Raw genomic sequence first — 19,492 nt, 5'->3', positions numbered from 1 at the left:
TGGCGGCCATGACCCCTCCCGAGACCCTCTGGACCCGCTCCGCCCAGGACCTGCTGGACGCCACCAGTAGCCGTCAGCCCACCCCCGGCGGCGGCTCGGTGGCGGCACTGGGCGGGGCGTTCGGCACCGGCCTGGTGGCCATGGCAGCGCGCATCAGCCTGCACAAGGCGCACAAGGCGGGCCAGACGCCCGACCCCGCCCTGACGGCAGCCCCCGACACGCTGGAGGAGGTGCAGGGCCGCCTGCAACGCCTCGCCGACGAGGACGTGGCCGTGTTCCGGGGCTACGTGGACGCCACGCGCCTGCCCAGGAGTACCGAGGAGGAGAAGGCCAAGCGCCGAGCAGCTCTGGACCGGGCCGGGGAAGCCGCCCGCGCCGCGCCCCTGGGAACCGCCCAGGCCTGCGTCGAGGCGCTGGAGCTCGCCGGGTCCACCCTGCCCCATACCCACCCCGAGGTGATCAGCGATGTAGGCGCGGGAGCGGCCCTACTGCGCGGCGCGCTGGAGGCGGCCCTGCTGACCCTGGACATCAACCTGCGCCACCTGGAGGCCGGGGAGGGAACGCGGCTCCGGGCCCAACGAGACAACCTGTCGGCGCGCGGAGAGGCGCTGGCCGCCGAGGTCGTGCGCAGGACGCGGGAAGCTATCGCCGGCAACGCTTGACAGTTCCGGAAGTCGCCAGTAAAGTAAGCGAGCCTGAAACGCGCCCGCTAGCGCGGGTGAGATACCAAAGCAACCGGAGCTGTGCAGGACGCCGGAAGCGTGCCGAGGTGGCGGAATTGGTAGACGCACTAGTTTCAGGGACTAGCGCCGCGAGGTGTGTGGGTTCAAATCCCATCCTCGGCACCAGCAGAGGGGCCCCAGCAGAAATGCTGGGGCTTCTGCTTTTGTCCTGTATTCGTCCAGACCCTGTGCACAACAGCTGAACTGACCCCGCCCCCGAGCTACAGGCGTCGGCGGCGCGCCAGTACCTGGCCGTAGACTGCCTCCAGGGCAGCGGCGCGCTCGGGCAGGGCGTACTGCCGGGCGCTGGCGCGCGCACCGGCCTGGAGGGCGCTCAGGCGCGCGGGGTCCAGGGTCTCCAGCATGCCCAGCGACAGGTCGTCGGGGGTGGCCTCCCTCACTGTGCCGTTCTCGCCCTCACGGACCAGGTCCAGGGCGGCGGCGCTGCGGGCCGCGACCAGGGGCGCGCCGGCCGCCAGCGCCTCGATCATGGACATGGGCAGCACCTCGCTGGTGCTCGCGGTCAGGAAGACGTCGGCGGCGGCCAGGGCCTCGGGCACGCGGGGGTAGGGCACCGGCCCGGTGAAGGTCACGCCCTCGGGGGCCGCCGCCTGGGCTTCGGCGCGGCTGGGGCCGTCTCCGACCACCAGCAGCCGCAGTTCGGGGCGACTGGCCCGCGCGCGGTCGAAAGCGCGCAGCATGGTACCCAGGTTCTTCTCGGGGGCCAGCCGACCCAGCGACATAACGAGCGGCACGTCTGGCGCAATGCCGTATTCGGCCCGGAACGCCGTGCCCGTGGCCCCGGCGAAGGCTGTGAGGTCCACCGGATTGGGCAGCAGGGTCACCTCGCCGGCAAATCCGTAGCCGCGCAGCATGTCCACCATCGCCTGACCTGGCGCCAGCACAGCGTCCACCCGCCGCGCGAAGGCCGAGACGTGGGGGCGCAGCACCGCGCGGCCCACCCGCCGGGGCATGGGCGTGTAATGCAGATACTCGTCGTACTGGGTGTGGGCCGTGTAGACCACCGGCGCCCCCGCAAGGCGTGCCCAGCGCAGCGCCAGCCGCCCGGCCAGGAAGGGGTGCATGGTGTGAACCACGTCCAGCCCGCGCAGAGGCAGCCGCGCCGTGAGCCGGGGGCCGGGGGCGAGCATCACCGGGTAGTCGGCCGGGGCACCCAGCGCCCGCGCCCCCGCGAACGAGCTGTTCAGGCGGTAGACGCCTTCCTCGTGCGGGGGCATCTGCGGGTGGCGGGGCGCGAAGATCAGGACCTCGTGGCCGCGTTCCCGCAGGCCGCGCGCAAAGAGCGCCGTGCTGGTGGCGACCCCGTTGCGGGACGGCAGGTAGGTGGCAGTCACGATTCCGATTCGCACGCTGAGGCGCAGTCTAGCGGTCCGGAAGCCGCCCCGGTTCTCACCGGCCCTTATGCTGGGGCGCGTGAACCGCTCCCTGTCTCCCCTGATCCTGCCCTGCGTGGACATCCAGTCGGGCCGCGCCGTCCGGCTCTACGAGGGCGACCCCGAGCGCGAGACCGTGTATTTCGAGTCGCCGCTGGAGGCCGCGCAGCACTGGGCCGGCCTGGGCGCGGGCTTCTTGCACCTCGTGGACCTCGACGCCGCTACCGGGCGCGGCGAGAACCGGGAGATCATCGCGCGGATCGTCTCGGACCTCGGCGTGCCGGTCGAGGTGGGCGGCGGAGTGCGCCGCCGCGAGGACGCCGAGGCCCTGCTCGCGCTGGGCGTGCGCCGCGTGGTGATCGGCACGGCGGCCGTCAAAAGCCCGGAACTCGTCGCCGAACTCATCGCCGCCCACGGCTCCGAGGCGGTCGTCGTGAGCCTTGACGCGCGCGGGCTGGAGGTCGCCACCCACGGCTGGGCGCAGGGCAGCGGCGTGCAGGTGGCCGAGCTGACCCCCAGACTGGCCGACGCGGGCCTGGAAACCCTGATCTTTACCGACGTGACCCGCGACGGCACCTTGAAGGGCCTGGACCGCGAGCTGATGCGGCAGGTCCGCGGGCTGTGGCTCAATACCCTGATCGTGGGCGGCGGCGTGCGGGACACCGAGGACGTACGCCTGCTGGCCGAGGAGGGCATCGAGGGCGCCATCGTAGGCCGCGCGATCTACGAGGGCACGCTGCCCTACCCGGTCGTGCTGTAGGAAGCCAGAAGAGCGGGGGGACGCGGAGCCACTTTGCCCCGCGTCCCCCGTTTCTGCTGGGCTACTTCCTGCGGCCGGTGAGGCCCAGGAGCCGCAGTACGATCACGGCCGGCACCGCCAGTACGGCGCTCAGGGCGTTCCAGAGGGCGCCGCTCACACTGGGCAGACTGGACTCCGGGGCGCGGCGGGTGGCCGGACCCCGGGTCAGAGGCCAGGGCAGGCGGCGACGACTCCGGGCACCCTTCTCCTGACTGGCGGCCTGTGGCCCGGCCACCACGCGGCCCCGGGCGTCGCGCACCGGGCGGTCGGCCTCAGCGGCAGCTTCGGCCTCCTGAGCGCTGGGGGCCGTGTCGATCTCGGCGCCCAGGCCGGCGACCGCCCGCTTCTTGGCGACGTTGCCGGCGCCGCCCGCCCGCGTCCCGTACTTCTGGCTGTAGACCCAGGTCACTTCAGCCCCGAAAAAGAAGATCATGGCGCTGTAGTAGATCCACAGCAACAGCGTGACGAGGGTGCCCGCCGCCGCGAAGGCGCTGCCCGGCGCCGCCTGCCCAAAGTACAGCCCGATCAGGAGCTGCCCCAGGGTGAACAGGAAAGCCGTCACCGCGCCGCCGACCGTCACGTCACGCCACTCCAGACGCACCACCGGCAGCAGCTTGTAGATGGCCGCAAAGATGGGCGTGAGAAACAGCGCCGAGAGGACGAAGGTGCCCAGGCGAACGAAAAAGGCCCCGGCCCCGATGCGGTCGCCGAGATTCTGCGCGATGGCCGAGAGGTAGGTATTCAGGCCCAGGAACAGCAGCAGCAGCAGCCCGATGATCAGGATCATGAAAAAGGCCAGCACGCGCGTCTTGACGATGGCGACCACGCCCATGGGCGGGGCAGGGTCGGCGCCCCACAGGCTGTTCAGGGCGTCCTGAAGCTGCACAAACAGCCCCGTGGCCCCCATGAACAGCACGGCGAAGGCGATGGTGGTCGCCCAGCCCGAGCCGCGCTGCACGCCCTGCTGGCTGTCGAGCAGCCCACGCAGGAATTCGGCGGCCTGGTCGCCCAGGTTCTGCGCGATCAGGCTGCCGGGCCCGAACAGCTGCTGGATGACGGCCGCGTCCGACAGGAAAAATCCGGCGACCGCCACGGCAACCACCAGCAGCGGCGCGATGCTGAACATGGCGTAGTACGCGATGGCCGCCGACAGTCGCGGGGCCTTGTCCTGCCCGAAGGCCAGGGCGGCCTCACGGATCAGGGTCAGGAGATCGGCGGGCTTCAATTTCACCCCGGCAGTGTAAGCGGGGGCGCCGCGCGCGCGCCGTACGGGGGCCGACACGGTTTCAGCGAAGCTTCATGTCCGGTAGGCTGGAGCCATGCGCCCCATGCCCGAGGGATTTCAGCAGCAGCTCGTCATCACCGTGACGGACGAGATGACCGTGCAGTTCGCCGAACTGGGTCCGGTGCACCCGGTCTACGCGACCTACTGGCTGGCCCGGCACTTCGAGGAGGCGGGGCGCAAGCTCATCCTGCCCTTTCTGGAAGGGGGTGAGGAGGGAATCGGCACACAGCTCGAAGTGTTCCACACCGCCTCGGCGCTGCCGGGCATGACCGTGACCGTCACAGCGACGTTCACGCGGCAGGAAGGCCGGCGTATCCACGCCGATCTGTTCGCCGTGAACGAATTGGGCGACGCGGTCGGGCACGGCACCACCACCCAGGTCGTGACGGCCGGCACACGGCTCCAGGACGGTTTCGCCGAGCTGCGCCGCCGCTGGGAGGCCGTGCGGGCCTAGACAGTCTCCCCCGTCCCCCAGAGGGTTTCAGCTCCGGCACAGTGCGGCGGACACATCCGGAGAACGGCGCCGCTATGCTGGAACGATATGCCGAAGTCTCTTCCTGTTTCCCGGTACTACGACGTCAAACGGGACGCTGAGGGTCAGCGGTTCATCGACGTGCACGTGACCGGGCTGGCCCTGCTGCAAAATCCGTTGCTGAACAAGACGACCGCCTTCACGCCCGAGGAGCGCCTGGGCCTGGGCCTCGAAGGCCTGATCCCGCCGCACGTGAGCACCTTCGAGGAACAGAAGCAGCGCACCTACCTGCGCTACTTGCAGTGCAGCTCGGACCTCGAAAAGCACGAGTACCTGCGCGCCCTGCAGGACCGCAACGAGGTCCTGTTCTTCGCGGTGCTCGAAGATCACCTCGAGGAAATGCTGCCCATCATCTACACGCCCACCGTGGGTGAGGCAGTCAAGAACTACTCGGGCAACTACCGCTACCCGCGCGGGTTCACGGTGAGCCGCTCGGATATCGGGCGCATCGACGACATGCTGGAAAACGTGTCGGTGAACGACGTACGCATGATCGTGGCGACCGATTCGAGCGCCATTCTGGGCCTCGGCGACCAGGGCTTCGGCGGCATGGCGATCTCGATCGGCAAACTTTCACTGTACACGGCAGCGGGCGGCGTCGGCCCCGACAAGACCCTGCCGGTCGAGCTCGACGTGGGCACCAACCGCCAGGACCTCATCGACGATCCGCTGTACCTGGGCAGCCACCACAAGCGCCTGACGGGCAGCGAGTACGACGAGTTCCTCGACACCTTCGTCGAGGCGGTCGCCACGCGCTACCCCAAGGCGATCATCCAGTGGGAGGACTTCTCGCGCGGTACGGCTTTCCGGGTGCTGGAGCGCTACCGCAAGGTCGTCCCGAGCTTCAACGACGACATCCAGGGCACCGGGGCGATGGCCCTGGCCGGCCTCATCAGCGCCGCGCGCCTCAAGGGCGAGGCCCTGAAGGACCAGGTGTTCGTGATCGTGGGGGCGGGGGCCGCCGGCATCGGCGTGGCGACCGCCATCCGCCAGGGCCTGATGCAGGAGGGGCTGAGCTACGAGGACGCGGGCGCCCGCATCTACGTGGTGGACCGCTACGGCCTCCTGATGGACGGGCAGCCCGACCTCGAAGAACAGCAGCAGAGCTTCGTGCGCCCGGCGGCCGCCGTGGCGGGCTGGCAGTACGCGGGCGAGTACCCCACGCTGCACGAGACCGTGACCGGGGCCGGCGCGACCGCTCTGTTGGGCTTTACCGGCGTGCCGGGCCTGTTCCGGCAGGAGACGGTCGAGACAATGCTGGAACACACGCCCCGGCCCATCGTGTTTCCGCTGTCGAACCCGTCGAGCCACGTCGAGGCCCGCCCTACCGACCTGATCCACTGGACACGCGGCGGCGCCGTGGTCGCCTCGGGCAGTCCCTTTCCGGATGTCGAGTACGAGGGCGGGCGCTACGCCGTGGGCCAGGGCAACAACGCCTTCATCTTCCCGGGGCTGGGCTTCGGCGCGGTGGTCAGCCGGGCACGCGAGATCACCGACAACATGGTGATGGCCGCCGCCCTGACGCTGGCCGACTACACCGCAGAGCACAACGCCCAGAGCGGCGGCGCGCCGCGCGTGTACCCGCCCATCAGCGAACTGCGCGAGCTGAGCGTGCGCGTCGCGGTGCGGGTCGCGCGCCAGGCCATCGAGGACGGTGTGTGCGCCGAACGCCGCGTTCGCGCGATGAACGACGACGCCCTGGAGGCAGTCATCCGTGAACGGGCCTGGGAACCGCGTTACCTGCCCCTGCGGCGCGGAGCCGAATAGCCCTCCGGAACGCGGCTTTACTGGCGCCCCTCTTCCCCGCGGAAGGGGGGGCTCTGGTGTATCGGGGGAATCGGCCACAGGGTCTTTTCTTAGTTCAACGCGCCCGCCTGCACCTCGGCGCGCAGCGTACCGGTCACGGCCGCCTGCACCACGAGGACCTGAGGGGTCACGTCCAGCGAGGTCACGCGCAGCGGCCCCACCGCGCCGCCCAGGCTCAGCCCCGGCACGGGCGAAAAGGGCAGGCGGGCGGCCAGGCTACTCCGGGCACGCTCCAGCGCGGGCGTCAGGTCGAAGCGGGCGGCGCGCGACAGGTACTCCTGCGCGCGGGCGTCGGCCAACCAGGCGACGGCGCGCCCGCTCAGGCCCTCCTTACGGGTCTGGACGCTCACGCCGCGCAGAGTCACGATCTGGGTGGCCGGGTCGAGGACCGGAGTACCGGTCACGTCGGTCGTCACTTCCAGGCGCAGCCCCAGCGGTCCGCGCACCTCGGCGCGCACGGCGGCCCGGACCCGGTCGCCGGCGGGCGTAAGGCGCACGTCCAGCACGCGCAGAACCGGGCTGGTGGGGACCGGCAGGGTATAGGGCCGCGCAGCTGCCGAACGGGTCGCTAGCGCCGAGAGGTCGGCGTAGGGCAGGGACAGAGGTACAGCGAGACTCAGGCCCGGCTCCAGCCGGGGCGCGGTCGTCAGCGGAGGCAGGGACCGGGCGGCGACCTCGGGCGCGCGGCCCAGCCCCGCGTTGAGGCCGAAGCTGGCCCCCACCGTCACCCCGATCTCCTGCGGGCTCAGGCGAAAGGGGGTGACGGCCAGGGTCTGCGGCGACACGAGCGCGTAACCCGGCTCGGGCAGTGGCAGGGCCCAGGGCCGCTGCACCCGTGCCCAGAGCGTGCCCGCCCGGCGCCGCAGATCCAGCCCCCCGCGCACCGAGCGTTCGATGCTCGTGGTCACGGCGTCCAGCGCCGTCCGCACCTGCGCGCCCACCAGCGACTGCACGCTGATCTTCACGCCCGGCGCCAGCTCCACGCTCAGGGGGTCGGTCCAGACGGCGTCGGCACTGGCGCGCACGCCCGCCTCCCACTCGGGGGTCACGTAGGGCGTGAGACGCAGGCTGACGGTCGCCGCACCGCCGAAACTGCGCCCCAGTGCCGCGCCCACACCAACCGGGGCCGCCTGGAACTCGGCGCGCAGAGGCACACGCACCACGAGCGCGTCGCCATCGGGGACGATGGTCGGGGTGCCTGCCCGCGTCACCGCGCCGCTGAGGCGCACCTGAACGGCCCCACCCAGGAACGACCGGGTCTGGTCGAGCCGCGCGAGTTCGGCGGGCACACGGGCCTCTGCGGCGGCCTGCACGCCGGCCAGGGGCACCGACACCGGCAGCACCACCCGCGAGGGCGAGGGGGTGACAGGGACGGTCGGCACGGCGGCACTCACCGGCCCAGTGGACAACGCGGCGAGCAGCAGGGGGATGAGAAGAGGACGCATCGCCGCTCAGGGTAGGGCGCGCCCATGAAGTCCGGCCTTCCCCTACCCTGAGCGGTATGTGGACCCGACGCCGAGTGACCCTGCGCCCGTACCCACGCGGCTTTCATCTCATCACCCGTGAGGTGCTCGCCGCTCTGCCCGAGCTCGGGCAGGTGCAGACCGGGCTGCTGCACGTGTTCATTCAGCACACCTCAGCCAGCCTGACAGTCAGCGAGAACGCCTCGCCCGACGTGCGACGCGACTTCGAGCGGTACTTCAATCACGCGGTGCCGGACGGCTGGGCGCCGTTCGAGCACACCCTGGAAGGGGACGACGACATGGCCGCCCACATCAAGGCGAGCGTGCTGGGCAGCAGCCTAAGTCTGCCGGTGGGCGGCGGCCGCCTGACCCTGGGCACCTGGCAGGGCGTGTACCTGTGCGAGCACCGCGACCAGGGCGGAGCGCGCTCGCTGGTGCTGACCCTGCAGGGCGAGTAGGCACAGACTTCTTCTCCCCCGCCGGGGGCACCGTACCCCCCCACGCGGGACATTCCCGCAGCGGCGGCGGCGCTAGCCTCACGCCATGACCCTGACCCCCCCAGCCGTGCAGCGTGAGGCGGAACGGTTCCTGACCGGGATGTACGCCGAGCACGCGCTGGAAGGCCTGGAGGCCCGGCTCCGTGCCGTCGGGGACGAGCTGAGCCACACTGGCACCTATACCCTGAACACCGAGGAACTCAGGCACGGGGGCCGGGTGGCGTGGCGCAACTCGGCGCGCTGTGTGGGCCGGCTGTACTGGGAAGCGCTGGAGGTGCGTGACCTGCGGCACGTCACGGCGCACGAGGAGGTCTTCGCGCACCTGTGTGCCCACTTGGAGGACGCCTTTCACGGCGGACACCTGCGCCCTCTGATGAGCGTGTTCGGGCCGGGCGTGCGGATTCACAACCCGCAGCTCATCCGGTATGCGGCATACCGGCAGCCCGGCCACCCGGAGAGTGTGGTGGGCGACCCGGCCAACCTCGCTCTGACCGACTGGCTGCGCCGGCTGGGCTGGGCGGGCGGCCCCGGCACCGCCTTCGACGTGCTGCCGCTGGCCATTGAGGCAGGAGGACGGACCCGGCTGTTCACCCTGCCGCCCCAGGCCGTGCAGGAGGTGGCCCTCACGCATCCCGACTGCCCCGCTGTCGCGGAGCTGGGGCTGCGGTGGCACGCCCTGCCGGTCATCAGCGACATGAGCCTGGAGGTCGGCGGGCTGAGTTTCGCGTGCGCGCCCTTCAGCGGGTGGTACGTGCAGACCGAGATCGCCGCACGCAATCTGGCCGATGCCGACCGCTATGACCAGCTGCCGGCGGTGGGCCGCGCGCTGGGGCTGGACACCTCGCGCGAGCGCACGCTGTGGCGTGACCGGGCGCTCGTCGAGCTGAACGTGGCGACGCTGCACTCCTTCGGGGCGGCGGGGGTCAAGATCACTGATCACCACACGGTCACGCGGCACTTCCGGCGGTTCGAGGAACGGGAAGCGCGGGCTGGGCGTGAGGTGCGCGGCCGGTGGTCGTGGCTCATCCCGCCGCTCTCGCCCGCGACGACCCCGGTCTGGGGCCGCAGCTACAGAGCCCGTGAGGAGGCCCCCAACTTCGCCCACCAGTCTCCCCGCTGGCTGGACCCGGAAGAACCTGCTTCAGCCGGGGCGTGTCCCTTTCACGCCGGCTGACCCAGCGCCCGCCCCGCGCTCAATTCGCAACGTTCGGTGCATTCTCACTAAAGGTGTCGTCAGCCACAGAGTCCTAGACTGAGGTTCCCCGCGCCGCAACGGGGCCCCGGCAAAGCCAGCGTGCACCGGCTGGCCCGGCGCAGGACCCAAAAGGAGCACTGACATCCTCATGGATTGGAAAAATCTTCCGGGAAGCGGCAATGTGGAAGACCGGCGCGGCGGCGGGGGCCTGCCCGGCGGCGGCCTCGCGGTAGGCGGTATCGGCGGCCTGATCATCGCCGTAGTGGCGCTGTTCTTCGGCATTGACCCCAGCGTGATCCTAGGCGGCGGTGACTCGGGCCAGCAGACGCAGACCCATAACGCTCCCTCGCAGACCCAGGATGGCCAGACGCAAAATGGGCAGACCCAGAGCGACACCAAGGACGAGAGCTACCAGTTCGTGGACCGGATTCTGGGCAGCACCGATCAGGTCTGGACGGGCATCTTTAAGCAGTCGGACCGGCAGTACACCAAGCCCAGGCTCGTGCTGTTCAGCGGCAGCGTGAAGAGCGCCTGCGGACAGGCGAGCAGCGCCGTGGGGCCGTTCTACTGCCCACTGGACAGCAAGGTGTATCTGGATACCAGCTTCTTCAACACGATGGAGCGTCAGCTCGGCGGCGGCGGCGATTTCGCCTACGCCTACGTGATCGCCCACGAGGTCGGGCACCATGTCCAGAACGAACTCGGGATCGCCGATCAGGTCGAGCGCAAGCAGCGCGCGGCCCGCAGCGAGGCCGAAGCCAACAGCTACAGCGTTCGCCTTGAGCTTCAGGCCGACTGCTTCGCAGGCGTATGGGGCAACAAGGTGCGCGGCAGCGAGGCCGCCAACCTGACCCAGGCCGACATCCGTGAGGCCCTCGACACCGCCTCGGCCATCGGCGACGACACCCTGCAGCGCGCCGGCCAGGGCCGCGTCGTGCCGGACTCGTTTACGCACGGTAGCGGCCAGCAGCGCATCAACTGGTTCACCAAGGGCTTCCAGTCGGGCAACCCGAACAACTGCGACACCCTGAACGTGCCCTACAACCAGCTCTGAGCTGAGCGGTAGGGGCGTGGAGGCCAGACCGGCTCTCCACGCCCTTTCTCGTATCCCCACGCACCTTGACGCCGCCTGTCCCACCGCGCTCTGCTGAGTGGATGCCGGTTCCCCTGCCCACCCTCACCGTCGCCGGCCTGACCGTCGTCGTGCGCCGCAGCGGACGCCGCCGCACCCTGGCGCTGGAAGTGCGCGGCGGCGTGGTCACGGCGCACGCCCCTACGCAGTTGCCCGAGGCCGCCATCCGCGCCTTCGTGGAAGCCAAGAGTGGCTGGCTGGCACAGCACCTGGAGCGGCAGGCCCAGGCCGCCTCCGCGCCCCCAGCTCCGGCACCGGGCGACGGCTCGGTCGTCTTCTTTATGGGCGAGCCCCTGACACTCCGTGTGGTCAGCGATCTGCTGCGACCCGAGCGGGTGGGTGACGACCTGCGTCTCCCGGCCGCCGACCCTGCGGGGCTGGCGGCGCAGGTCCGGGCGTGGCGGCGCGCGGCCACGCCGGAGCCGTACAAGCGGCTGGTCCGTGACTTCGCCACGCAGCTGGGGGCCCTGGACCGTCTGGGTACGGTGCAAGTCAGTGATACGCGCAGCCGCTGGGGCAGCTGCACAGCGCGCGGCGACATCCGGCTCCACTGGGCGCTGAGCGCCGCGCCGCTGCCCGTGCTGGAGTACGTGGCGCTGCACGAGGCCGCCCACCTGCTGGAACTCAACCACTCGCCGCGCTACTGGGCGCATGTCGCCCGCCTGAGGCCCGGGCACCGTGAACAGCGGGCCTGGCTGCGGACACACGGCGCCGAGCTCCTATCTCCGGGCTGAGCAGCGCTTCCAGATCCACGACAACGCCCCCGCTTCGGCGGGGGCAGTCATTCAGGGGCTCAGAAGTCAGGAAGGCACTCGGGCCTGTCCGGCGGCGTCCAGATCAGAGATCGAGCGGATCGGGATTCTTGCTGGACGCCTTGCCCTCTTCGATGGTCTCGCGGTGACGCACCATCTCGTCGCGCGCCGCCTCATTGCCCTGGCTGGCCGTCTTGTCGCCGGGCACGAGCCGCTCGTCGCTGTGCTGCATGGTGGGGTCGGGCGTGGTCGGAACGTCGTTCTTGGTCATGGAAGGAACCTCCTGGCCGGGGTGGGGCACGGCGGCGGGCGTGTTGTAGGCAGTCGTGGAGGCAGCGGTCGCCGTCGGCGTCGCGACCGGGTAGGCCGGCTCGACCCGCTGGGTCCCCGGCTCGTCGGGAACGCTCCCGAGCTCGGTGATGAGACGCTCGCGGGCCTGGATCTCGGCCTCCAGCCGGCGGATCTCGGTCTGGAGCTCAGCCATCTGGTCGGGCTGCGCGCCGCCGTGGTACGCGCGCCCCAAGCGGCCATAGGTGCCGTCAAGTTCGCGGCCGAGCTGAAAGACTTCCATCCGCAGCCGGGCCACCTGGGCCACTTCCTCGCCCCGGCGCTGCACTTTCTCGGCCCCTCGGCGGACCGTGTCCAGAATGTTATCGAGCATGGTCTCAGTCTGGGGGCGGCCTGGAGTCAGCGGGTGAGGCGGGGGTTAGGGAAGCCGTAGCCCACCCCCTGTGTCTACCCTTTTCGCTGGCCCTGGCCTCGGTGCTGGACGCTTCGTAGACCGGAGATGCGGCGGCTGATAAGCCGAGCGAGCGCAGAGAAGCTCAGGCCTTGCCTCTGCGGGCGTACCCGCCCAGAAACTCCAGCACATCCCCGCGCAACTCGTCCAGCGTCAGGTGCACGTAGCCGTCAGGAATGAGATTCTGGTACTCGCGGAACATGTACAGCCCCTGCAAGGGCTCAAAAGTCAGCGGCCGGGCACCGTCCACACCGTCGTAATGCACCCGCCAGAGCAGCGCCGTAATAGCCTCCAGAGCCTGTGGCGACCGTTCGAGCTGTCCATGGAGCAACTGACACAGGCGGCCGAAGGTGTCGGCATCCAGCCCCGGTGGGGCCAGCCGGTTCAGGGCACCGAGAATGTCGTTGGCCCTCTCCCGGCTCAGGCTGATGTCCACCAGTTCGTCGGGCAGGTCATCCAGACGCATCAGCCAGGCATCGGCCCAGGCGACGACTTCGCGGCCCGTCATGAACCCCTCGCGCAGCAGCAGATGATGGATGGCCGCCTCTGCGCGCAGGGGTTCCGGAATCACGCCCGCATGCCTCCGCCCCCGCCCTGCTGCCGCGCCATCCAGGCGGGCGGCTTGGGAGCGAAACGGCCCAGAATGGTCTGCTGGTCGTAGGCCAGATAAGCCGAGGCCCAGGCGAAGGTGCGGTTCAGCGCCCGGATCGCCTCCGGGCTGCCCATCCCGTGGTCCAGTTGGTACAGCACGAACTGCTCGGGCGTCTCCAGCCGCAGGTAGGTGGGCATACTGCCTGCGTGTTCGTCCAGCACGCTCTGGAACTCGCCGACAGCGTCCGGGCTGGCCGTCTCCAGGTCGATGGTCACGTACATGACCTTGGGCACCTCGGTCAGTTGCTCAATCCCCACGACCTCCTCGGCAATCGCCCGCAGGCCGCCGTCTTCAGACTCCAGCTCCACGATCACCAGGGCGGGCGTGTCGTTCACCAGCCGGTCCTGAATGCGGTCGTAGGCGCGCGAGAAGGCCACGAGTTCGGTCTGCCCCGACTCGTCGGCCAGGATGAAGCGGGCCATCATGCCGCCCGATTTGGTCGGCTTCTTGACCACGCTCTCGATCATGCCGGCCAGCACCGCCTTGATGCGCTTGCCGGGAGCCACGCTCTGGGTCGTAAACCAGGTGTCGAGGTCGCTGATGCGGCAACTCGCCGCCTCGCGCAGGCCTTCGTGCTGCTCCAGCGGATGTCCGGAGATATACAGGCCCAGCGCGTCCTTCTCGATCTTCAGGCGCTCCAGGTCGGTCAGGGGCGTCACGCCGCTGCGCAGCGGGCGCTCCTTCTTCACCTCCTCGAAGCCGAACATCATGCTCATGCCGCTCTGGGCCTTTGCATTGATCTCGGCGGTGCCGGCGGCGTCTTCCAGGGCGTCGTCCACCGATTCCAGCAGTTGGCGCCGCTCGCCGAAGGCGTCAAAGGCCCCCGACTTGATTAGGCTTTCCAGGGCCTTGCGGTTGCAGACCTTGTTGCCCAGGCGCGAGCAGAAGTCCGAGAGTGAGGCGTACCCACCGCCGCGCTCGCGCTCCTCCAGAATCTTCTGCACCGCCGCCTCGCCCAGGCCCTTGATGGCGTACAGCCCGAACAGGATTTCCTCGCCCTGCACGGCGAAGTCACTGCTCGACCGGTTGATGTCCGGCGACAGCACACGCACGTCCATCTTGCGGGCGTCGCTGACGTACTCAGCCACCTTGTCCGAGTCGCGGCGCTCGACGGTCAACAGGGCCGCCATGAACTCGACCGGGTAGTTGGCCTTGAGCCACGCGGTCTGGTAGGTGATGACCCCGTAGGCCGCCGAGTGCGACTTGTTAAACCCATAGTTGGCGAACGCGTCCAGCAGGTCGAAGAGCTTGTTCCCCTCCTCCTTGGACACGCCGTTTTCCTCGGCTCCCTCCACGAAGATCTGGCGCTGCCGGGCCATCTCGGCCACGTCCTTCTTGCCCATCGCCCGGCGCAGCAGGTCCGCTCCGCCCAAGGAGAAGCCCGCCACCTCGGAGGCGATCTGCATGATCTGCTCCTGGTACACGGGGATGCCGTAGGTTTCCTGCAAGATCTTCTCGAGGTGCGGGGCGCTGGCCGCGAAGCCGTCGCGCACGTAGTCCACTTCCTCGACCCCGTGGTGGCGCCGCACGTAGGTCGGGATGTTCTCCATCGGGCCGGGGCGGTACAGCGCCGAGAGGGCGATGATGTCGGCCAGGCGCCGGGGCTTGAGGCGGCGCGAGGCGTCCGCGATGCCCGCGCCTTCGAGCTGAAACACGCCCTTGGTGTCGCCCCGGCTCATGAGCGCGTAGGTCTTCTCGTCGTCGAAGGGAATCGCGTCGAAATCCACGTCGATCTTCTGCGACTCGCGCATGATGCGCCGCGCTTCGTCGAGGAAGCTCAGCGTGCGCAGGCCTAGGAAGTCCATCTTGATCAGGCCGATGTCCTCCACGGCCTTCATGTCGTACTGGCAGACCATGCCCTCACCCGACGTGTCGCGCATGACCGGCACGAGGTCGGTGAGCTTGTCGCGCCCGATCACCACCCCCGCCGCGTGCACCGAGGCGTGGCGCGTCAGGCCTTCGAGTTTCTGCGCGAACTCGTAGGCTTCGAGGAGCTGCGAATCCTCGTTCAGCATCTGCGCGATGTCCGGCACCGACTCGCGCGCCTGCTCCAGGCTGTAGCTCTTGCCGAACTTGATGGGAATGAGCTTGGAGACCTTGTCCACCTTGGCGTATTCCAGGCCCATCACGCGCGCCACATCCTTGAGGCAGGCCTTGCTCGCCATCGTCCCGAAGGTGGCGATCATGGCGACCTTGTCGTCGCCGTACTTGCCGCGCACGTACTCGATGACCTCCATGCGCCGCGCGTCATTGAAGTCGATATCGAAGTCGGGCATCGAGATGCGGTCGGGGTTCAGGAAGCGCTCGAACAGCAGCTCGAACTCCAGGGGATCGAGGTTGGTGATCCGCATGGCGTAGGCCACGAGGCTGCCTGCGCCCGAGCCGCGCCCCGGCCCCACGGAGATGTCGTGGTCCTTGGCCCAGTTGATGTAATCGGCCACGATCAGGAAGTAGTCGGGAAAGCCCATGTTGTTGATGACCGACAGCTCGTACTCGGCCCGGCGCAGGATGGTCAGGGCGTGGCGGTGGTGGCCGCGCGTGGTTTCGCCCTCGTCGGCGTCCGGGTCCAGCTCGATGGTCGTGTCGCTGTCCCTGCCCTGCGCGCGGCGGCAGTCCTCGTAGGCGTAGGGGGGCAGGATGCCGTTTTCCGCTTCCTCCTCCATCTTCACCAGCGCCGGATAGGGCGTGTACTTTTCCTCGGCGGCCTTGCCCCGCGCCTCCCACTCGCTGCCCAGGAAGGCCAGCAGGGTCAGCAGCGTCTCCAGATCGCAGCTCTGGGCGTCGCAGCCCGGTACGCGTGCCAGCACCCGCGCGGCGTCGGCCTCGCCCAGTTCCGCCAGCGAACGGGCAGCATAGTCGCGCAGCAGTCCCTCGGTGGCGTGCGCCGGGTAGCGCTTGACTGTGCCCCGGTAGGTCTGTACGCGCAGTTCCTCGGGCATGGTGCGGCCCTCGGGAATGGGCAGGGCCGGCATCTGGTATACGCGCTTCTTGCCCACCGGCAGCTCGACGTTGCACAGGTCGGCGATCATGGCCGTGTTGTCGAAGACCTCCTCGCCCCACTCGGCCACCGGCAGGGCCGCCTGCATCTCCTCCAGGTCCTTGACATAGAACTCGTCGCACGGAAACTTGAAGCGGTTCTCGTCGGCCAGCGTCGCCTTGGTCTGGATGGCGAGCAGGGTCTCGTGCGCGGTCGCGTCCGACTTCTTGACGTAGTGACCGTCGTTCGTCGCCACCATCCCGATGCCGAGTTCCTGCGCCCAAGCCTTCAGGATGGGGTTGTTCCTGCGCTGCTCGGGCAGACCGTGATCCTGAATCTCGATGTAGTAGTTCTCGCCGAACAGGTCGCGGTACCACAGCAGTCTCGCCTTGGCGTCGGCCTCGCGCCCCTGCATCAGGAGTTGCTGCACCTCGCTGCCCAGGCAGCCGCTCATGGCGATCACGCCCTTATGGTGCTCCTGAAGCAGTTCGTGGTCGATACGCGGCTTGTAGTAGTACCCCTCGGTATAGCCCCGGCTGCTCAGACGGCACAGATTCTGGTAGCCCTCGAAGTCACGCGCCAGCAGCGTCAGGTGAAAGATGCCCTTCTCGCCGTCCTGGCCGCGCGTGCGGTCGCGGCGGGTGCCCTGCCCCGGCACCACGTACGCCTCGTACCCGATGATCGGCTTGACGTCCATGCCGGTCGCGTAGTTGTAGAAGTGCACTGCGCCGTGCATGTTGCCGTGGTCGGTCATCGCCAGCGCTGGGGTCTGGCCCTCGGGCGTGACCTCTTTGGCCCACTTCAGCAGGTCCTTGAGCTTGGCTGCACCGTCCAGAAGGCTGTACTGGGTGTGCTGGTGCAGGTGGGCAAAACGCTTGGGCTTGCAGCAGGAGCCGTCCGGCAGGTGGATGTGCCCGCCTGGATGGGTGGGGGCAGGAGCGGCGTCTGGCGCAGTCATTCAGACAGTCTAGGCCGGGCAGTCCAGGCCTTCTGTGGCCGCAGGACTTGACCAGACGGACACTGGCCCTCCTCTCTCAATCCCGAGTAGTTTGGTCGGATATGAAGAGTTTCTTCGTCCCGCTCCTCGGCCTCTCGCTCGCTGCCTCGGCAGGGGCTGTGGGCATCAAGCACGATCTGGGTACCGTGGACCTGCCGAACACCCCCAGGCGCGTCGTGGTCCTGGAGTACGCCTACGCCGACGACGTTTCCGCCCTGGGCCTCAAGCCGGTCGGCTGGGCGCGCGAGGCCGACGTGCCCGACTACCTGGGCCGGCAGCTCGCGGGCGTCCCCAACGTCGGCACCCGCGCGCAGCCCAGCCTAGAGAAAATCCTGGCCCTCAAGCCCGACCTCATCCTGGCCGACACGGGCCAGCACAAGAATATCTACGCGCAGCTTTCCAGGATCGCCCCGACGATCTCCCTGAACGTGTTCCGCAGCGACTACCAGGGCCAGCTCGGCGCCCTGAGCACCCTGGGCCGAGCACTGGGCCGCGAACCCCAGGCCCAGCGTCTGCTGGACGAACAGGCCCGGCTCCTGACCAAGTCACGTCTGCTTGCCCGCAGGGGAGCCGGGGGGCTGCTCGTGGCCGCGCTGCCCCCCTCGAATCTGTTCGTGCTGCACTCGCGCGAGAGTGTCATCGGCGACCTGATGGGCCGGCTGGGCCGCACCAACCTGTCGTCCTCGGTGGGCAAGCAGGACAGCCTCTACAGTCTCGACCTCGAAGGTATCGCGGCCCTCGACCCCGCGACCCTTGTACTGCTCGTCAATCCCGGCGAGCACAACGTACTGGACAGCTGGGGCAAGAATCGCATCTGGCTGCGGCTGCGCGCCGTGCAGTCGGGCAAGGTCTTCACCTTCGACCGCGACCTCTGGAGTAAGGCGCGCGGCATCCAGGCCCTCGGCCAGATCACCCGGCAGGCAGTGGGCAGTGGCCTGTTACAGGACCGCCCGAAGCGCTGAGCCGGTCTAGTCCAGATCCCAGCCCCTCGTCTCAGGCTTCCGATACGTCTTCCTCTACGCCCTCCACCTGTGCCGATCCGCGCGTGGCGTCCCGCAGCGCCGCCGCGCCGCCGCGAAGGCGTCCGCCTCCTCGGGGTAGACCTCCACCTCAAGAGTCACCCCGCTCGCCGTATACGCCTCCTCTCCCCTCACCGTGTCGAAGGTCCCCAGCAGGTGATACAGCCCGCTGAGATGCTCGAAGGGCACAGCTACGCTCAAGCGGCAGCGGGGCCGGACCTCCAGCCGGGGAGCAGTGCGCAGGCATTCGGCCGCCGTACCTCCGTAGGCCCGGACCAGTCCGCCGGTGCCCAGCTTCGTGCCGCCGTAGTACCGCACGACGACGACTACCACCTCGTCCAGCCCCTGTCCCTCAATGGCCCGCAGGATCGGTGCGCCCGCCGTTCCCCCAGGTTCGCCGTCGTCACCGAAGCGGTACAGCGGCCCAACGCGGTAGGCCCAGCAGTGGTGCGTGGCGTCCGGGTAGCGGGCGCGTACGGCGGCCAGGTGGGCCAGGGCGTCTTGCGGCGTGCCGGCCCGGTCCGCAAAAGCCAGGAATTCGCTGTTCTCGATCAGGGCGTCGTGCCGGTGTGGCCCATTCAGGGTCGTGAAGGCCGCGCTCAGAGCAGCCCCCGCTCGGCCAGAATCCGCCGGGCGTGCCACATCACCAGGCTGCTGGGCCCGTCCTGAATCTCGCCCGCTTCCAGGCGGCGGTAGGCCTCGGTAAGCGGCACGGTCAGGCGCTCGATGGTCTCCGTATCCTCATTCTGCGCCTCGCCCAGCTCAACGCCCAGCGCCACGAAGCCGTAGAACACGACCCCGCTGATGCTCGGCTGCGGATAGAACCCCGGCAGGGCCACCCATTCCGCGGCCGCGCCGCCCACCTCTTCCTTCAGCTCGCGCGCGGCGGCGCCGAGGAGCGCCTCCCCGCGTTCCACACCGCCGGCCACGACCTCGGTGATCGTCGCGCGCAGGGGATAACGGTACTGGCGGATCAGCACGGCCTCGCCGCGCGCCGTCACCGGCAGGACGAATACGGCGCGTGGGCCACGCGGGCGGTACTGGTAGGTCGTCTCCACGCCGGGCCGCACCTGTACGCGGTCTTCCTGCACCGTCCGGACTCCGCCCACCAGGGTCCGGGCTTCCAGGGTCTGCCAGGGCTGCTGCTCGTCCTCGGTCAGCCCGGTCCAGTTGGGATGTTCACGCGTCATGAAGGCAGGCTAGCGCGCCCTACTTCTTCACTCGGCACGGACAGGTGTGGCAGGCCTTGACAGAAATTCGCACAAGCTTTATAGTTCTTTTCGCCCCAGAGAAAGGGCAAAGGCGAAAAGCAGACGGAGCAATCCGGGGGTGCATCGCTGGGACGCATGAAAATCTGATATCGGTGACGATGACAGGAACATCCGACAGGGTGTGCGAGCGGTTTTCTTCGGAAGACTCCAGACTCGGGAGGTCGCAAGACCACAGGCCGGTCTTCGGACTGGCAGTACAGCCTCTGAGAGGCAAGCCAAGCGCAAGCTTGGATCAACAGATCAATCCCAGTCTCCGGACT

The 19,492-nt window shown here is 69.1% G+C and carries 17 protein-coding genes and 1 tRNA gene; 10 read left to right on the top strand and 8 right to left on the bottom strand.

Features of this window, described 5'->3' with window-relative positions; all coding sequences use genetic code 11:
* Window positions 1–8: 8 nt before the first annotated feature.
* Together ASF71_RS04515 and ASF71_RS04510 are read left to right on the top strand one after the other, a co-directional pair.
* Complete coding sequence (locus ASF71_RS04515) at window positions 9–662, top strand: cyclodeaminase/cyclohydrolase family protein (RefSeq protein ID WP_056295702.1); 654 nt, start codon at window positions 9–11, stop codon at window positions 660–662.
* Window positions 663–763: 101 nt separating this feature from the next.
* Window positions 764–848 (top strand) — tRNA-Leu (locus tag ASF71_RS04510).
* 95 nt (window positions 849–943) lie between these two features.
* On the opposite strand, the gene ASF71_RS04505 is transcribed toward ASF71_RS04510, so the two are convergent.
* Window positions 944–2,092, bottom strand: coding sequence for a glycosyltransferase family 4 protein (locus tag ASF71_RS04505; protein WP_056295698.1), 1,149 nt, complete (start codon window positions 2,090–2,092; stop codon window positions 944–946).
* Window positions 2,093–2,156: 64 nt separating this feature from the next.
* On the opposite strand from ASF71_RS04505, the gene hisA reads away from it, so the two are divergent.
* A complete protein-coding gene (gene hisA, locus ASF71_RS04500) occupies window positions 2,157–2,876 on the top strand; it encodes a 1-(5-phosphoribosyl)-5-[(5-phosphoribosylamino)methylideneamino]imidazole-4-carboxamide isomerase (RefSeq protein WP_235514127.1) in 720 nt (239 codons plus the stop codon).
* Between the two features lie 61 nt (window positions 2,877–2,937).
* Here hisA and ASF71_RS04495 read toward each other — a convergent pair whose 3' ends face one another.
* A complete protein-coding gene (locus ASF71_RS04495; protein ID WP_056295691.1) occupies window positions 2,938–4,140 on the bottom strand; it encodes a YihY/virulence factor BrkB family protein in 1,203 nt (400 codons plus the stop codon).
* Window positions 4,141–4,234: 94 nt separating this feature from the next.
* Here ASF71_RS04495 and ASF71_RS04490 point away from each other — a divergent pair, with 94 nt between their 5' ends.
* Window positions 4,235–4,654 (top strand): thioesterase family protein, encoded by a 420-nt coding sequence (locus ASF71_RS04490; RefSeq protein ID WP_056295686.1) that lies wholly within the window; start codon window positions 4,235–4,237, stop codon window positions 4,652–4,654.
* Between the two features lie 87 nt (window positions 4,655–4,741).
* On the top strand, window positions 4,742–6,499 hold the full coding sequence (locus tag ASF71_RS04485; RefSeq protein ID WP_056295683.1) for an NAD-dependent malic enzyme: 1,758 nt from the start codon (window positions 4,742–4,744) through the stop codon (window positions 6,497–6,499).
* 89 nt (window positions 6,500–6,588) lie between these two features.
* On the opposite strand, the gene ASF71_RS04480 is transcribed toward ASF71_RS04485, so the two are convergent.
* A complete protein-coding gene (locus tag ASF71_RS04480) occupies window positions 6,589–7,983 on the bottom strand; it encodes a DUF4403 family protein (RefSeq protein ID WP_056295680.1) in 1,395 nt (464 codons plus the stop codon).
* Window positions 7,984–8,039: 56 nt separating this feature from the next.
* Here ASF71_RS04480 and ASF71_RS04475 point away from each other — a divergent pair, with 56 nt between their 5' ends.
* The 4 genes from ASF71_RS04475 to ASF71_RS04460 all read left to right on the top strand — a co-directional run bounded on the left by ASF71_RS04475 (window position 8,040) and on the right by ASF71_RS04460 (window position 11,559).
* The gene (locus ASF71_RS04475; RefSeq protein ID WP_056295674.1) at window positions 8,040–8,459 is read left to right on the top strand and encodes a secondary thiamine-phosphate synthase enzyme YjbQ; all 420 of its coding nucleotides are present in this window, start codon (window positions 8,040–8,042) and stop codon (window positions 8,457–8,459) included.
* 85 nt (window positions 8,460–8,544) lie between these two features.
* Complete coding sequence (locus tag ASF71_RS04470) at window positions 8,545–9,672, top strand: nitric oxide synthase oxygenase (protein ID WP_056295671.1); 1,128 nt, start codon at window positions 8,545–8,547, stop codon at window positions 9,670–9,672.
* 169 nt (window positions 9,673–9,841) lie between these two features.
* Window positions 9,842–10,747 (top strand): neutral zinc metallopeptidase, encoded by a 906-nt coding sequence (locus ASF71_RS04465; protein WP_056295669.1) that lies wholly within the window; start codon window positions 9,842–9,844, stop codon window positions 10,745–10,747.
* Between the two features lie 101 nt (window positions 10,748–10,848).
* Window positions 10,849–11,559, top strand: a complete 711-nt coding sequence (locus tag ASF71_RS04460) for a M48 family metallopeptidase (RefSeq protein WP_056295664.1) — start codon at window positions 10,849–10,851, stop codon at window positions 11,557–11,559.
* A 103-nt stretch (window positions 11,560–11,662) separates the two neighbouring features.
* On the opposite strand, the gene ASF71_RS04455 is transcribed toward ASF71_RS04460, so the two are convergent.
* From ASF71_RS04455 to dnaE, 3 genes are all read right to left on the bottom strand, one after another.
* Window positions 11,663–12,238 carry a hypothetical protein gene (locus ASF71_RS04455; protein WP_056295661.1) on the bottom strand — a complete coding sequence of 192 codons (576 nt, stop codon included), beginning with the start codon at window positions 12,236–12,238 and terminating at the stop codon, window positions 11,663–11,665.
* 163 nt (window positions 12,239–12,401) lie between these two features.
* On the bottom strand, window positions 12,402–12,887 hold the full coding sequence (locus ASF71_RS04450) for a hypothetical protein (RefSeq protein WP_056295656.1): 486 nt from the start codon (window positions 12,885–12,887) through the stop codon (window positions 12,402–12,404).
* Window positions 12,884–16,903: a DNA polymerase III subunit alpha gene (gene dnaE, locus ASF71_RS04445; RefSeq protein ID WP_056295653.1), complete on the bottom strand. Its 4,020-nt coding sequence runs from the start codon at window positions 16,901–16,903 to the stop codon at window positions 12,884–12,886. Before dnaE ends, ASF71_RS04450 begins: the two co-directional genes overlap by 4 nt.
* A gap of 101 nt (window positions 16,904–17,004) precedes the next feature.
* Here dnaE and ASF71_RS04440 point away from each other — a divergent pair, with 101 nt between their 5' ends.
* Window positions 17,005–17,904 (top strand): ABC transporter substrate-binding protein, encoded by a 900-nt coding sequence (locus tag ASF71_RS04440; protein ID WP_056295649.1) that lies wholly within the window; start codon window positions 17,005–17,007, stop codon window positions 17,902–17,904.
* Window positions 17,905–17,958: 54 nt separating this feature from the next.
* On the opposite strand, the gene ASF71_RS04435 is transcribed toward ASF71_RS04440, so the two are convergent.
* Together ASF71_RS04435 and ASF71_RS04430 are read right to left on the bottom strand one after the other, a co-directional pair.
* Window positions 17,959–18,603: a YigZ family protein gene (locus ASF71_RS04435; protein WP_369814954.1), complete on the bottom strand. Its 645-nt coding sequence runs from the start codon at window positions 18,601–18,603 to the stop codon at window positions 17,959–17,961.
* Window positions 18,561–19,151, bottom strand: a complete 591-nt coding sequence (locus ASF71_RS04430; protein WP_056295645.1) for an NUDIX hydrolase — start codon at window positions 19,149–19,151, stop codon at window positions 18,561–18,563. Before ASF71_RS04430 ends, ASF71_RS04435 begins: the two co-directional genes overlap by 43 nt.
* Window positions 19,152–19,492 lie beyond the last annotated feature (341 nt).

Origin of the sequence: Deinococcus sp. Leaf326, assembly GCF_001424185.1 — a bacterium.
Classification (GTDB): Bacteria; Deinococcota; Deinococci; order Deinococcales; family Deinococcaceae; genus Deinococcus.
The sequence above is the reverse complement of the archived record's forward strand: the minus strand, read 5'-3'. Positions and strand labels throughout refer to the sequence as shown.